Consider the following 14,424-nt stretch of genomic DNA (forward strand, 5'->3'; position numbering starts at 1 on the left):
TATAGGAATCCGGCGCCCCGGGGGAAAGCGCGAACCGCCCTGGTCCACAGCCTTTTGACAGCGCTGGCACCTGCGCGCATCACCCACGCCATGATGATGACGCTGATCGTGGTGCTGGTCGTCTCCGGCGCCCTGCTCGCCGGCGCGGCATGGGGCCTGTTCGGCCGGCTGCACGAACGCACCGAAGGCTTCCTGGTCGCGCTGGCCGGCGGGGCGCTGCTACTGTCCGCCGTCAGCGAGCTGATCGTCCCCTCGATTGAGAGAGGCAGCCTGTGGAGCGCCACGCTGGGCGTCGCGGCGGGGGCGATCGTCTTCACCCTGGCCGATTACTGGATCGACGTGAAGTGGGGACGGGAGTCAGGTGGCGGGCTGCTCGCCGCAATCACGCTGGACGGCATGCCGGAGAACCTGGCGCTGGGCGTGGCCCTGATCGGCGCCGGCGCGCCGGAGGTTGCGGCGCTCGCCGGATCGATCCTGCTGTCCAACCTGCCCGAAGCGGCCGGCAGCGCGCGGCAGATGGCAGACGATGGACGATCCAAGGGGCGCGTGCTGGCGCTGTGGGGCGCGACGGCGGTGCTGCTCTCGCTCTGCACCATCGGCGGCTATACCCTGCTGGAGACTGCGGGCGAGGAGGTGCTGGCGACGATCCGCTGCTTCGCCGCCGGCGCGGTGATCGCCAGCCTGGCGGTCGAGGTCTTCCCGCAAGCCTATCGCGAGGATCGCCATTGGTCGGGCGTGGCAACGGCGATCGGCGTGATCCTGGCCCTGGCGCTCGACACCATGTCTAACGGGTGAGGCGCATACGAAAACGGCCGCCCCTGTTGGGGCGGCCGTCGTCCGCATCAAGTTGCGACTAAGTCGCTCAGTGCGGCCACATCATCGGGTGACGATGCGCACCGGCGCTGGTGATGTAGGCAACAAGCATGCGCTTCAGAAACTTGGTCATGATACTACCTCCTGCGAAATGATGCCGCGGCTGTTACCGCTGGCATCTTGCTGTTTGCTAGCCAACCCGATCGATCCCGCGATCAGGCGAAGCGTTGTCTCTCGATCGTCTATCTGGCGCAGGGGACACGAATACTCAAATGCGAAGAGGCGCACGCCTGTTGCAAGCTTTGCAACACCTTTGCGTGACAGTACGTAAGGCGGCGTTCACGACGTTTGCATTTGGTGGCGCGGCGGTGCTGGACAGCGGCGCCGCACTCCGCCTAACCGCTGCCGCCATGACCAGCATCGCCGACTCCCAGCCCGATACCATCCTGATCGTCGATTTCGGCAGCCAGGTGACCCAGCTGATCGCCCGTCGCGTGCGCGAGGCCGGCGTCTACTCCGAGATCGCCCCCTTTACGCAGGCGGAGGAGGCGTTCCACCGGCTGGACCCAAAGGGCATCATCCTGTCTGGCAGCCCGGCCAGCGTCCCGGCGGATGGCAGCCCGCGCGCACCGCAGGTGCTGTTCGATAGCGGCCTGCCGATCCTGGGCATTTGCTACGGCCAGCAGGTGATGACGCATCAACTCGGTGGAGAAGTCCGGCCGGGTCACGAGACCGGCGAAGGTGGTGAATTCGGCCGCGCATTCCTGACCGTCACCGAACCCTGCGTCCTGTTCGACGGGCTGTGGCAGGTGGGTGAACGGCACCAGGTGTGGATGAGCCACGGCGACAAGGTCACCCGCTTCGCCCCCGGCTTCCGCATCGTCGCCACCAGCGACGGGGCGCCTTTCGCGCTCATCGCCGATGATGAGCGGCGCTATTACGGCACGCAGTTCCATCCGGAGGTGTTCCACACACCCGATGGCGCGCGCCTACTCGCCAACTTCGTGCGCCATGTCTGCGGCCTTGCCGGCGACTGGACCATGGCGGAGTTCCGCCGCGCCAAGATCGAGGAGATCCGCGCGCAGGTGGGCGATGCCCGCGTGATCTGCGGCCTGTCTGGCGGTGTCGATTCGGCGGTGGCGGCAGTGCTGATCCACGAGGCGATCGGCGACCAGCTTACCTGCGTGTTCGTCGACCACGGCCTGCTGCGGCAGGGCGAAGCGGAACAGGTCGTCGGGCTGTTCCGGGGTCATTACAACATCCCGCTGGTCCATGTGGATGCGGAGGCGCAGTTCATGGACGGCCTCGCCGGCGTCACCGACCCGGAGGCCAAGCGCAAGTTCATCGGCAAGACCTTCATCGACGTGTTCGATGCAGAGGCCAAGAAGATCGGCGGGGCCGATTTCCTGGCGCAGGGCACGCTCTACCCCGACGTGATCGAATCGGTCAGCTTCACCGGTGGCCCATCGGTGACGATCAAGAGCCACCACAATGTCGGCGGCCTGCCCGAACGCATGAACATGGCGCTGGTCGAACCCTTGCGCGAGCTTTTCAAGGACGAGGTGCGCGAACTGGGCAAGGAGCTGGGTCTGCCGCCCGCCTTTGTCGGCCGTCATCCCTTCCCCGGCCCTGGCCTCGCCATCCGCATTCCGGGCGAAGTGACGAAGGAGCGCTGCGACATCCTGCGCAAGGCCGACGCCATCTACCTGGAGGAGATCCGCGCCGCCGGGCTGTACGATGCAATCTGGCAGGCGTTCGCCGTACTGTTGCCGGTCAAGACCGTGGGCGTGATGGGCGACAGCCGAACCTACGACAATGTCTGCGCCTTGCGAGCCGTAACCAGCACTGACGGGATGACCGCCGACGTATACCCCTTCGACGGCCAGTTCCTGAGCCGGGTATCGACCCGCATCGTCAACGAGGTGCGCGGCATCAATCGCGTGGTCTACGACTACACCAGCAAGCCGCCCGGCACGATCGAGTGGGAGTGATCCCGACGGCGATCAAGCCCGCCCTGCGCTAGTCGCCGACGGGCGCCGCCGCCTCCAGACCAAGCAGGCGCCTGGCATTGCCGGACCGGATTAGTCCGATCTCGTCCTTTTCCAGACCCAGTTGCTCCAGCGCGGCGATGTTCGCCGCGAGCGAGTATTGCGGGTAGTCCGAACCCAGCAGCACGTTGCGGATACCCACATTGCGCAGCGTCCACACGAATTCGTCCGCTACCGGGGAGCCGGCGACCAGCGTCACGATGGCGGACGGGTCGAAATGGATATTATCGCCGACCAGTCCGTCAGCCGTACGGGCCGCCGCCAACACGTTCCAGAAGCGGAAGTTCATGCCGCCGATGTGGGCGAAGATGAACCGGGTGCGCGGGTTCGCCAGCGCCAGGTTGAACAGCTTCTCGCTATCGCCGGGCAGGATATTCGCATTGTCGAACAGCACGATCAGGTCCAGCTGCCCGGCCTGTTGAACGACGGCTTGCGTGCGCGGATCGGTCACTTCGAACCGCTGGGTATGGGGGTGCAGCTTCAGGATGCGGGCACCGCGCGCCGCCACGCGCGTCAGTTCCTGCAGCGCTGCATCGCCGTCATATGGATGCACCGTGACGACCGGGATCATGCCGGGATGCCGGCCTGCAAGGTCCAGGATCGAATCGTTGGCTGCTCGGATCGCCGCCGGATCGCTCGCTGGCGCGCCATTCGGGCCACCGAACCACATCGCGGCATAGCGCGGTCCATCTGCCTCGCCTTCCAACGACGCTTCGTAGGCGTCCAGCGACGCCTCCCCATCGTGCAGGTGGACATGCACGTCGAAGGCCGGCGCCTCAGCCATCGCCGGTGCGGCGATAAGCGACAGCGCGGGGACGAACAGCAACGATCTCATCGACGATTTCGCATCATGTCCGTCAGCCCACGGCGAACGAGTCATTGTCCGGATCGTCGTTCCAGGCGTATTCGGCGCGGGCCGCCGCCTCCACCGCGGTGGGGCGATCATAGAGCTGCTCGACCAGCGCCAGCGCCATGTCCGTCCCTGCCGACACGCCGGAGGAGGTGATGTACTTGCCATCCACCACCCAGCGCGCACGCCCCTGCCATGCGACCTTGTCGGACTGGCCGCGCACCCAGTCGAACGCCCGCTTGTTGGTGGTTGCTCGCCGACCGTCCAGCACGCCGGCCCGCGCCAGGATCGCCGCGCCCGTACAGACGGAGGTAGTCCAGGTGGTGCCCACATCCTGCCGCCGCACAAAATCGAGCAGGCGCGCATCATCCACCAGCCGCCGCGTTCCCATTCCGCCCGGCACCATCAGGACGTCGAACTGCGGGGCCGAGGCGAATGCATGATCGGGTACGATCTGCGTACCCTGCGTGGAGCGAACGGGGCCACCATCGGCCGAAACCATTGCGATGCCGTGATCGGGCAGCCGCGCCCACATCTGCACGGGTCCGAACACGTCCAGCGTCTCGAACCCGTCGAACAGCGCGATGCCGATCCGGCGAGCTTTGGCGGCACCCTCCGCCGTTTCGCTCACCACCTGCGATTGTGCCCTTGCCGGCACGGCGGCCAGCCCGGTCAGCGCCGTTACCGCCGCGGCCGACCGGATCATGCCCCGGCGCGAATACTCGTCAGCGATCGACATGGGCCCTATTCCTTGCTGCGCATGCAATGTGCAGATGCAGCGTAACGCAAAGAAAAGGGGAGCGGGAGTCCGCTCTGCAGGCTCTCAGCCGCGCTGCGCGAACCACAAGGTATGTTGCGGCCCCTTGCCGTTCTCCCGCGCTCGCACGCGCTGCTCTTCCACCTGAAAACCCGCGCGGCCCAGCCGGCGGGTGAAGGCGGGATCAGGTGCGGCCGACCACACGGCCAGGATGCCGCCCGGGCGGAGCGCCCGGCGGGCGGCGGCCAAGCCGTCCGGCGTGTAGAGCACGTCATTGTCCGGCCGGGTCAGCCCATCGGGGCCGTTGTCCACGTCCAGCAGGATCGCGTCGTACTCCACACGCGCCGTAGCGATCGTCCAGCCGACATCCACCATGCGCAGGTCCACTCGCGGATCGTCCAGGCAGCCGTCGGCAAGGTCCTGCATCGGCCCACGCGCCCAGTCGATGATGCCGGGCACCAGCTCCGCGACTACTGCCTTGCCACTTGTGCCCAGGCGGGCGAGCACGGCGCGCAAGGTAAAGCCCATGCCGTACCCGCCGATCAGCACCGCCGCACCAGGCGGATTGCCCAGCCGGTCCAGCGTCATGGTCGCGAGCGCCTTTTCCGACCCGCTCATCCGGCTGCTCATCAGCTCGTTACGTTCGAGCATGATGATGAAGTCGCGCCCGTGACGGATCAGCCGGAGCGGCGGGCCACCCGGCACCTCCGCCACGCCGATCTCCTCGCGCGGGATCACTTCTTGCGGGCTTTTCTCGCGGCGTAGCGCGCGTCGCGCGCGGCCTTCAATTCCTCGGCCGTCTTCTTGGGCTTGGGCGCATTGGCCTTGGCCCGCTCTTCCTTGGCGGCCTGCTTTGCGGCCTTTTCCTCGGCCAGCTTCTGCTGGCGGGCCGCGCGCTTCTCAGCCTCGGCAGCTTCCTTCGCCTCGGCCGCCTCACGCTGCTTGGCGAGCGTCTCCGGGTCGATCGGCGCCTTGTTGCGCAGCTTTTCCAGCGCGCTTTCCTTGGCCGCACGCGAGGCGGCGGCACGATCCTGAAAATCGGGGGCCTTGAAACCGGCCATGTACTATCTGCTCCTGTTCATGCCGACCTGATCGGTCGTCGCGGGCGCCCGTAACAGAAAGGATCGGGCATTGCTGCCCCCTAAGTAACGGCGGCTACCAGGCGAAACCCTGTTCCACGGCCCGCCGTTCCGCCGCCGTGCTGGTCCGATCCAGCGCGGCATTGCGGTGCGGAAAGCGACCGAAGCGGGCAATCATGCGATAATGGTCTATGGCAAAGGCCCGGTTCTCTGTCCGGCCAAGCGCGGTGAAGTAGCGAACGGACAGCAGCTGATCTGCGATCTGTTCGCTATGCATCAGCGGCATAGCCAGGAACATGCGCTGTTCGGGCCGCAGCGGGCGGTCGAACCCGCGCGCCAGTGCCCCGTGCGTTACCCGCCGCGCCAGCGGGTCGAAGGCGAAAGCCGTTGCGGTGCCGCGGAACAGGTTGCGCGGCACTTGATCGAATAGCAGCACGGCGGCGAGCGCGGTGTGCGGATCGGTCAGGAAGCTTTCAGGCGGCTGCGTCCATAGCGCCGCCAGATCTTGCGCGAAGCGGTGATGCAGTTCCGCATCCACCGCTTCGCTGGACCCGAACCATTGCGCGGGGTTCAGGCGGCGGAACCAGAAATGCTCCAGCTCCGCCGCCCAGCGCCGCTGCGCCCGGCAAACTCTATGATCGGCCTTCATCCGGCTTGGTGTAGGGGACAAAGCCTTCGATGGCCACGATGCCGCTCAGAATACCGCTGTTCCGGTCGACCGTCTGGCGGATATCCTGCTTGCAAAGCTGCCCGCCGGAAAATCGCTGGATCAGCACGATGTCGTTCGGCCCCAGTACGGATGGATCGATCGGCCGCGCGACATAGATCGTGCCGCCGCCGTCATAGACGAATCCGACGCCTTCGATCGTATCCAGCCGGTTGGCATTGGGGGCGTAGATGCAGCTGACCGGCTCCCCGGCGATGCGGCCCGCCAGCCGTTCGGCTAGGCGCGCCTCGTTACGCGCGACGCGGCTGTTCGGCTCGGGAGCGTCCTGTGCCGCGGCGGGCAGAACGCCGATCCCCACGGCCAGGGCAGCGGCGGCAATCAGATGAGGGAAACGCATCGAACTCACACTCCGTTTGACAGGAGAATTAGCGGTTCTTGCGTTAACCCGTGCTGACCCGGTTTGGTGCCCCGATCCGCATCAGCGGATCAGCGTGCGATGGGGGTGGGGTCCAGCCCTGGCCCGGTTTCCACCAGATCGCCGGGCTGCACCTCGTGCCGGTCACGTTCCTCCGCCGCGGGACCGTCCGCCAGGATGAAACGCCGGTCGCAATAACCGCAATCGACGAAGCCCTTCTCGTCGATTTGCATGTAGACCCGCGGATGGCCGAGCGAGGCGGAACGGAAGTTCGGGCCAGAACGGATGTCGCCCGATCCGTCGCACCACACACGGCGGGTTTCCACGATCGTCGTTTCGGGTGCGTTGTCCATGGGGCAGGTCGCATATCGTGCGGCGGGGATCGTTTCAATCCGCAACATTGCCGCGGCGCCGTTGCAATGCACGCGGCGCTCCGCCACATCGCCACCCATGCCAGATCCCGCCGCGATCGAGATCCGCGATCTCGCCAAGACCTATGCCGCGCAGAAGAACCAGCCGGCGAAGCACGCGCTGCAGGGCGTCAGCCTGGACGTGCCCGCCGGCGGCATCTTCGGCCTGCTCGGACCCAACGGGGCGGGCAAGTCGACCATGATCAACATCATGGCGGGCCTCGTGAACAAGACCGACGGCACCGTGCGCATCTGGGGCCACGACATCGACCACGACCACCGCAACGCGAAGCTGTCGATCGGCATCGTTCCGCAGGAAATCGTGTTCGACCCCTTCTTCACCCCGTTCGAGGTGCTGGAGAACCAGGCCGGCATGTATGGCGTCGCGACGACGCTCCGCCGGTCGGAGGCACTGCTGCGCGCGGTCCACCTTGCGGACAAGCGCAACGCCTATGCCCGGTCCCTGTCAGGCGGCATGAAGCGCCGGCTCCTGATCGCCAAGGCGATGGTCCATGCCCCGCCCGTGCTGGTGCTGGACGAACCGACGGCCGGCGTAGACGTCGAATTGCGTCGGCAATTATGGGAATTGGTGGGCGAGCTCAATGCCGGCGGCGTGACAGTGGTGCTGACGACGCACTACTTGGAGGAGGCGGAGCAATTGTGCGACCGCATTGCCATCATCAACCACGGCCAGCTCGTCACCAATCAGCCCACCCGCGAACTGATCGCCATGGCGCGGGACAAGATTGTGCGCGTCACGGTGGAAAGCGACATCACCGCCCCGCCCGCCGATCCGCTGCTGGGCAAGGCGCAACTGATCGACCCGCGCACGCTGGAGATCACCTATGACCGCGACAAGACCAGCGCCGGGCAGGTGCTGGCGATCTTGCAGCGCGAAGGCTACTCCATCCAGGACGTGACCACGCGCGAGGCTGACCTGGAGGATGTGTTCGTGCAGCTGACCATGCAGCGCGCGGCAGCGTAGCGATTGGGGCGTTAGCGTTCCGCTTACGGGTCCGTGCCATTTTGGCCGGGTGACGGAGCGACGTTTCCTCGCGGGCCTGTTCGGCCTGCCGGTGCTGGCGGCAGCGGTGCTGATCGCCTAGCTTACACCACGCTATGTGCCGAGCGATAGTTTGATCAGTGCGGCCGCGTCCACCACCTCCACCGAGATTGCACAGCGGCGAATCCTCGCAAGCTTCGTGCGGCGCTGCCGCATCTCATTCGGCCGAACCCCACTCTGGTTGAACCGCCCCGTGACATTGTATTCGTGGGAGAACGATGTCGGCTTGCTTGCAAGAACGGTGATCGCCTGTAGTCCAGGAGCGCCATGCACGATCACCGCTACGGCGCTGCTGGCTCCGCTTCTGCCGTCGCATCTGGACGGCAGGCCGCTGCCAAGGCGTGTCTTTGGCTGCGGTCGGGCGACGCCCGATTGGCGCAGACGGTCTGACATTCGTTCATGAGTCTGCATGCGGGCGGGCAATGGCTGTCGACTGAACATCCATCAGCTTGCGAAGGACCTGTTGCGGGCCCATGAGCCTGCCCCATGGCAGACCCCCGGCACGAACACGACGTCCTCATCATCGGCTCCGGCGCGGCAGGGCTGACCGCGGCGCTCTCGCTCGCGGGTCATTGCCGCGTGCTGGTGCTGGCCAAGGGGCCGCTCACCAGCGGGTCGACCGCCTGGGCGCAGGGCGGCATCGCCGCGGTGTTGGATGCCGGCGACACGTTCGAGAACCATGTGCGCGACACCATGGTGGCGGGCGCCGGGCTCAACCGGCGCGAGACCGTCGAATATGTCATCGCACAGGCCCCTGCCGCGATCGACCGGCTGTGCGACCTGGGCGTTCCGTTCAATCGCGAGGAAGGCGAACTGCACCTGACGCGGGAGGGGGGCCATTCGCACCGCCGCATCGTGCATGTCGCCGACGCCACAGGCTGGGCGGTGCAGGCAGCGCTGCTGAAGGCGGCGGAGGAGCACCCCAATATCACCCTCCTGCCCGATCGCACCTGCATCGACCTCATCACTGGGCGGCATGAGGAACGGTATTCTGGATCGGGCCGCGTCTGGGGTGTCTACGCGCTGGACGCGTCTACGGGCGAGGTGGAGGCGCATGTCGCCCGCGCGACCATATTGGCGAGCGGCGGGGCGGGGCGCGTCTACCGCTTCTCCACAGCGCCCAGCGGCGCCACCGGTGATGGCATCGCGATGGCCTGGCGCGCGGGTGCGCGCGTCTCCAACATGGAGATGATGCAGTTTCATCCGACCTGCCTCTACAATCTGGAGGTCAAGAACTTCCTCATCACCGAAGCCGTGCGCGGCGAAGGCGGGCGGCTGATCAATCCGCGCACCGGCAAGCGCTTCATGGAGTTCTACGATTCGGAGCGAATGGAACTGGCCCCACGCGACGTGGTCGCCCGCGCCATCGATGCGGAGATCAAGCGCTTCGGCCTCGATTACGTCCATCTCGACATCAGCCACATGCCGGCGGACTTCGTGCGCGAACACTTCCCCAACATCCATGACAAGCTGCTGGGCTTGGGCATCGACATGACCACGCAGCCGATCCCGGTCGTGCCGGCGCAGCATTACACCTGCGGCGGCGTGCTGATCGACCTCGACGGCCGCACCGACCTGCCGGGCCTGTATGCCGCCGGCGAGTGCACCGAAAGCGGGCTACACGGCGCCAATCGCCTGGCCAGCAATTCGCTGCTGGAATGCTTCGTCTTCGGGGAGGCTGCGGCGCAGGACATCATCGCCCGCTGGGACAGCTTCGATGCCCCGCCCTCAATCCGACCTTGGGATGCCAGCCGCGTGACCGATTCGGACGAGGAGGTCGTCATCAAGCAGAACTGGACGGAGATTCGCCGGTTCATGTGGAACTATGTCGGTATTGTGCGCACCACCAAGCGGCTGGAGCGCGCCGCACACCGAATCACCCTGCTGACAGGTGAGGTGGAGGATTATTACGGCCACTTCCGCGTGACGACCGATCTCATCGAACTCCGCAATCTGCTGCAATGCGCCGACCTGATCGTCCGATCGGCCCTGAAACGGCGCGAGAGCCGCGGACTGCACTTCACGCTCGACTATCCGGAGATGGCGGCGGAGGCGGTCGACACCGTGCTGGTGCCCTGACCTAACCGGGCGGCAGGCGGGTCAGCCCGCGTTCCACCACCCGCTCCTGCGCATCGGCCATGTCCTCGGCGCCATCGGTGTCGGCATCCTCCTCGATCGCGGACCGCGATGTGCCACGCTGCTCCTTGTCACTTTCGCTCTCTGATCCGCCATCACGCGCCAAGTCATCGGCGGTCACCTTGCTGTTCACCTTGGGGGGCTGCATCGGCCTGCTCCTTGTCCTGCCAGGGGAACGCGCAGGGTGCGCAAAGGGCGCGAAAAAATACCTGAAAGGCGCTTGCGCTCGCCGCCAGCCAAGGAAATCCGCCGCGTCGCGCTGTGTTGGTCGGGCCGGACACTCCCGTTCTGCCGGGGATACCCACAACCCACCTATTGCGCCGCGATTCGCTCGCGGCCACAAGGGGTTGTGGTCTGCACGGCGCGCCCCGATTTGGGGACTGCCGCAGGCCAACGGAACAAACCGGGGATGAGTATCTTTCGGGAGGGTGCCTGCAAGGGTTAGGCTGGATGCTCCGGCCGACTCATGTGGCGCCCGCATCAGGGCGGCAGCACAGGATCGACCGATATGGATTTCAGGAACGACGAGGCAGCCATGGGTGCGGCAGGCGGCAACGACGGTGCGGTGATGGAACGGACGGTGGACGAGCGCGCGCTTGCGGGCGCGGCGCTGGCGATGGCAGCCGCCACCACGAAGCAGCCGGAAGATTCCAAGACCATCAATGCGCGCCGCTTCACCATCCCGACCGATCCGTCGCGCGATGCGCTGCTGACGGAATTCGGCAAGGACACGCTGACCGACCGCTACCTGCTGCCGGGTGAAAGTTACCAGGATCTGTTCGCCCGCGTGGCTGATGCCTATTCGGATGACGAGGCGCATGCCCGGCGCATCTACGACTACATCTCCAAGCTGTGGTTCATGCCAGCCACCCCCGTCCTCTCGAACGGTGGCACCGGGCGCGGTCTGCCGATCTCCTGCTACCTGAACTCCGTGCCCGACAGCCTGGAAGGGATCGTCGGCACCTGGAACGAGAATGTCTGGCTTGCCAGCCGGGGCGGCGGGATCGGCACGTATTGGGGCAATGTCCGCGGCATCGGGGAGCCGGTGGGCCTGAACGGCAAGACCAGCGGCATCATCCCCTTCGTCCGTGTGATGGACAGCCTGACGCTGGCAATCAGCCAGGGCAGCCTGCGCCGCGGCTCGGCCGCCTGCTACCTCGACGTCTCCCACCCGGAGATCGAGGAGTTCCTGGAGATCAGGAAGCCGTCGGGTGACTTCAACCGCAAGGCGCTGAACCTGCATCATGGCGTGCTGCTGACGGACGAGTTCATGGAAGCGGTGCGCGCCGGGGCCGAGTTCCAGCTGCGCAGCCCCAAGGACGGATCGGTGCGCAACACCATTGATGCGCGCAGCCTGTTCCAGAAGCTGGTGGAGACCCGCCTGCAGACAGGGGAGCCCTACATCGTCTTCGCCGACACGGTGAACCGGATGATGCCGCGCCACCACCGCGAACTGGGCCTGAAGGTGTCGACATCGAACCTGTGTTCGGAGATCACGCTGCCGACCGGGCGCGATCACCTGGGCAACGACCGCACCGCCGTGTGCTGCCTCTCCTCGCTCAACCTGGAGACGTGGGACGAGTGGCAGGGCGACAAGACCTTCATCGAGGACGTGATGCGCTTCCTCGACAACGTGCTGCAGGACTATATCGACCGCGCACCGGAGGAGATGGCGCGGGCCCGCTATTCCGCGATGCGCGAGCGCAGCGTCGGCATGGGGGTGATGGGCTTCCACTCCTTCCTGCAGAAGAAGAACATCGCCTTCGAAAGCGCGATGGCGAAGGCGTGGAACCTCAAGATGTTCCAGCACATCAATGCCAAGGCGAACGAGGCGTCGATGTTCCTGGCCAAGGAACGCGGCCCCTGCCCCGATGCGGAGGATGTCGGCGTGATGGAGCGGTTCAGCTGCAAGATGGCGATCGCGCCGACTGCGTCGATCTCCATCATCTGTGGCGGCACCAGCGCGTGCATTGAGCCGATCCCGGCCAACATCTACACCCACAAGACGCTGTCGGGCAGCTTCGTGGTCAAGAACCCGTATCTGGAACGGGTGCTGCAGGCCAAGAGCAAGGACTCGGCCGCCGTGTGGAACTCCATCCTGGAGAAAGGCGGATCGGTCCAGCACCTCGATTTCCTTACGATCGAGGAGAAGGCTACCTTCAAGACCAGCTTCGAGATCGACCAGCGCTGGCTGCTGGAATTTGCCGCCGATCGTACGCCCTTCATCGACCAGGCGCAGAGCCTGAACCTCTACATCCCGGCGGACGTGGACAAGTGGGATCTGATGATGCTGCACTTCCAGGCGTGGGAGAAGGGCATCAAGTCGCTGTACTACCTGCGGTCCAAGAGCGTGCAGCGCGCCGGCTTCGCGGGCAGCGGCGGGGTGGAGGCGGACAACACGCCCGACCCTGCCGTGTTCGAGATGGGCGCCAACGGGCAGACCGATTACGAGGAATGCCTCGCCTGCCAGTGACGTCGGGCATCGGAACCGGCGGAAGTTGACACTAAGTTGACACCTCCCCTGTGACGCTCTCCGCTTCAGTTTGCCCGCGTTCAGGTGGGCAAGCTGAAGATGATTCGAGAGTGCTGGCGCGGTGGTACATGGGCCGGGTTGAGCCATGCGCGGGCCGTGTAGGAAAGCCGTTTGTGCGGCCGCCTCTTGCCCTGGGCCCCGCCCCGTGCTGAAAGCCGGGTGCCAGGGGGCTGGGCAGCCGCGGCGCTGATGCGTCGAGGAAAGTCCGGGCTCCACGAAACAAGGGTGGCGGGTAACGCCCGCCCACGCCTGCCGGTCCGCCGGCCGGCGTGAGGGACAGTGCCACAGAGAGCAGACCGCCGATGACGCCGATTCCCTGAGTCGGTGTACAGGCAAGGGTGAAAGGGTGCGGCAAAAGCGCACCGGGGCTGCCGGCAACGGCGCCCGCGACGGCAAACCCCACCCGGAGCAAGACCGAATAGGGGTCTCGCGCCTGTTCGCAGGCAGGGGTGTTTCGCCCTGAGAGGCCCGGGTTGGTTGCTAGAGCGCGCCGGGCAACCGGCCGCCCAGATGAATGGCTGCCCCTCGTTTTTTACGAGGACAGAACCCGGCTTACAGGCCCCCTGGCACCAGCCGTGGCGACAAATTGCTCCTGGTCGGAACAAGCCCGACCTGTTTCTAATTGAAACAAGCCTATCACACCCAGCGTCGATGCGTTCTGCTACTCGTAACTCTATGTTAGGCGACGGGCACTAACTTGCTGCGAGCCGTTCGATAATTCCGGCGAACAGCTTGGTCACGCCATCAGGGCGGGAGAACACGGACATGCAGCCTGGCATTCAGACGATTGTCGAACCGGCATGCCGAGCATCCGTGGCAGCCTGCCCGCCGGCCATCCGCGGCGAGGCGCTGTCCGGTGCCGGTGCCTGGGTGCGCACGCCGGCGGCGAATGACCTGCTTTATCCGATCCGCCGTATCCTGGACGTGGATGTCGCCGTGTTGCAGCAGGCCGATGCGATCGCGCTGGTCCAGCAGGCGGTCGCGCAGCAGAGTGGCGCCGTATTCGCCTTCTGCAACGCGCATACCGCCAACCTGGCGCGGAGCGATGCGGCGCTGCGGACGGCGCTGGCGCAGGCGACCGTGTTCAATGATGGGATCGGCGTCGATCTTGCCAGCGAGCTGCTGTACCACACGCCCTTCCCCGACAATCTCAACGGTACCGACCTGACGCCGACCCTGCTGGCCAGCCTGCCCGCCGGTACGCCGGTGTTCCTGCTGGGCAGCGCGCCCGGCGTGGCGGAGAAGGCCGGCGCGCTGCTGGCGGACCATCACGGCATCACCGTCGCCGGCACGTATCACGGCTTCTTCGCCGAGGCGGACGAGGCTGCCCTGGCGGAGCGCATCAGGGCATCCGGCGCCCAGTTGGTGATCGCGGCGATGGGCAATCCGCGGCAGGAAGTGTGGGCGACGCGCAATGCCAAGCAGCTTGGCATGCCGGTCCTGTGCGTCGGTGCCTTTCTCGACTTCACCGCCCGGGTGGTCAGCCGTGCGCCGGCCGTCGTGCGGCGGCTGCGGCTTGAGTGGACCTGGCGCCTGCTGTTAGAACCACAGCGCATGGCGCGTCGTTACCTGGTCGGCAATGCCACCTTCCTGCTGGCGGTGCGGCAGCAGCGCGGCGCGCTGCGCCATGCGGCGATGGCGACCTGAGCGCCA

General features: G+C 66.1%; 14 protein-coding genes and 1 other RNA gene. 7 read left to right on the forward strand and 8 right to left on the reverse strand.

Annotation, left to right across the window (positions count from 1 at the left end; all coding sequences use genetic code 11):
- The first annotated feature begins 90 nt into the window (after positions 1–90).
- The gene (locus V5740_RS09175) at positions 91–795 is read left to right on the forward strand and encodes a zinc transporter (protein ID WP_347302184.1); all 705 of its coding nucleotides are present in this window, start codon (positions 91–93) and stop codon (positions 793–795) included.
- 428 nt (positions 796–1,223) lie between these two features.
- Positions 1,224–2,804: a glutamine-hydrolyzing GMP synthase gene (gene guaA / locus V5740_RS09180; protein ID WP_347302185.1), complete on the forward strand. Its 1,581-nt coding sequence runs from the start codon at positions 1,224–1,226 to the stop codon at positions 2,802–2,804.
- A gap of 28 nt (positions 2,805–2,832) precedes the next feature.
- Here the strand turns inward: guaA and V5740_RS09185 are convergent, their stop codons facing one another.
- The 7 genes from V5740_RS09185 to V5740_RS09215 form a co-directional block, all read right to left on the reverse strand.
- Positions 2,833–3,696, reverse strand: a complete 864-nt coding sequence (locus V5740_RS09185; RefSeq protein ID WP_347302186.1) for an amidohydrolase family protein — start codon at positions 3,694–3,696, stop codon at positions 2,833–2,835.
- 22 nt (positions 3,697–3,718) lie between these two features.
- Positions 3,719–4,450, reverse strand: coding sequence for a DJ-1/PfpI family protein (locus tag V5740_RS09190; RefSeq protein ID WP_347302187.1), 732 nt, complete (start codon positions 4,448–4,450; stop codon positions 3,719–3,721).
- Positions 4,451–4,534: 84 nt separating this feature from the next.
- Positions 4,535–5,206 carry a spermidine synthase gene (locus V5740_RS09195; protein ID WP_347302188.1) on the reverse strand — a complete coding sequence of 224 codons (672 nt, stop codon included), beginning with the start codon at positions 5,204–5,206 and terminating at the stop codon, positions 4,535–4,537.
- Complete coding sequence (locus tag V5740_RS09200; RefSeq protein WP_347302189.1) at positions 5,203–5,529, reverse strand: DUF6481 family protein; 327 nt, start codon at positions 5,527–5,529, stop codon at positions 5,203–5,205. Before V5740_RS09200 ends, V5740_RS09195 begins: the two co-directional genes overlap by 4 nt.
- A 94-nt stretch (positions 5,530–5,623) precedes the next feature.
- Entirely contained in the window at positions 5,624–6,196 is a 573-nt protein-coding gene (locus tag V5740_RS09205; RefSeq protein WP_347302190.1) for a DUF924 family protein, read from the reverse strand.
- Positions 6,180–6,611 carry a hypothetical protein gene (locus tag V5740_RS09210; RefSeq protein WP_347302191.1) on the reverse strand — a complete coding sequence of 144 codons (432 nt, stop codon included), beginning with the start codon at positions 6,609–6,611 and terminating at the stop codon, positions 6,180–6,182. Before V5740_RS09210 ends, V5740_RS09205 begins: the two co-directional genes overlap by 17 nt.
- A gap of 89 nt (positions 6,612–6,700) precedes the next feature.
- Positions 6,701–6,982 (reverse strand): zinc-finger domain-containing protein, encoded by a 282-nt coding sequence (locus tag V5740_RS09215; RefSeq protein ID WP_347302192.1) that lies wholly within the window; start codon positions 6,980–6,982, stop codon positions 6,701–6,703.
- Positions 6,983–7,079: 97 nt separating this feature from the next.
- On the opposite strand from V5740_RS09215, the gene V5740_RS09220 reads away from it, so the two are divergent.
- Positions 7,080–8,024 (forward strand): ABC transporter ATP-binding protein, encoded by a 945-nt coding sequence (locus V5740_RS09220; protein WP_347302193.1) that lies wholly within the window; start codon positions 7,080–7,082, stop codon positions 8,022–8,024.
- Between the two features lie 564 nt (positions 8,025–8,588).
- Positions 8,589–10,181, forward strand: coding sequence for an L-aspartate oxidase (gene nadB, locus V5740_RS09225; protein WP_347302194.1), 1,593 nt, complete (start codon positions 8,589–8,591; stop codon positions 10,179–10,181).
- 1 nt (position 10,182) lies between these two features.
- Here the strand turns inward: nadB and V5740_RS09230 are convergent, their stop codons facing one another.
- On the reverse strand, positions 10,183–10,386 hold the full coding sequence (locus tag V5740_RS09230) for a hypothetical protein (protein WP_347302195.1): 204 nt from the start codon (positions 10,384–10,386) through the stop codon (positions 10,183–10,185).
- 360 nt (positions 10,387–10,746) lie between these two features.
- On the opposite strand from V5740_RS09230, the gene V5740_RS09235 reads away from it, so the two are divergent.
- The 3 genes from V5740_RS09235 (at position 10,747) to V5740_RS09245 (ending at position 14,418) form a co-directional block, all read left to right on the forward strand.
- Positions 10,747–12,711: a ribonucleoside-diphosphate reductase subunit alpha gene (locus V5740_RS09235; RefSeq protein WP_347302196.1), complete on the forward strand. Its 1,965-nt coding sequence runs from the start codon at positions 10,747–10,749 to the stop codon at positions 12,709–12,711.
- Positions 12,712–12,933: 222 nt separating this feature from the next.
- An RNA gene (rnpB, locus tag V5740_RS09240) (RNase P RNA component class A) lies at positions 12,934–13,342 on the forward strand.
- A 242-nt stretch (positions 13,343–13,584) separates the two neighbouring features.
- A complete protein-coding gene (locus V5740_RS09245) occupies positions 13,585–14,418 on the forward strand; it encodes a WecB/TagA/CpsF family glycosyltransferase (RefSeq protein WP_347302197.1) in 834 nt (277 codons plus the stop codon).
- The last annotated feature ends 6 nt before the right edge of the window (positions 14,419–14,424 follow it).

The sequence above is a fragment of the Croceibacterium sp. TMG7-5b_MA50 genome (assembly GCF_039830145.1).
GTDB lineage: Bacteria > Pseudomonadota > Alphaproteobacteria > Sphingomonadales > Sphingomonadaceae > Croceibacterium.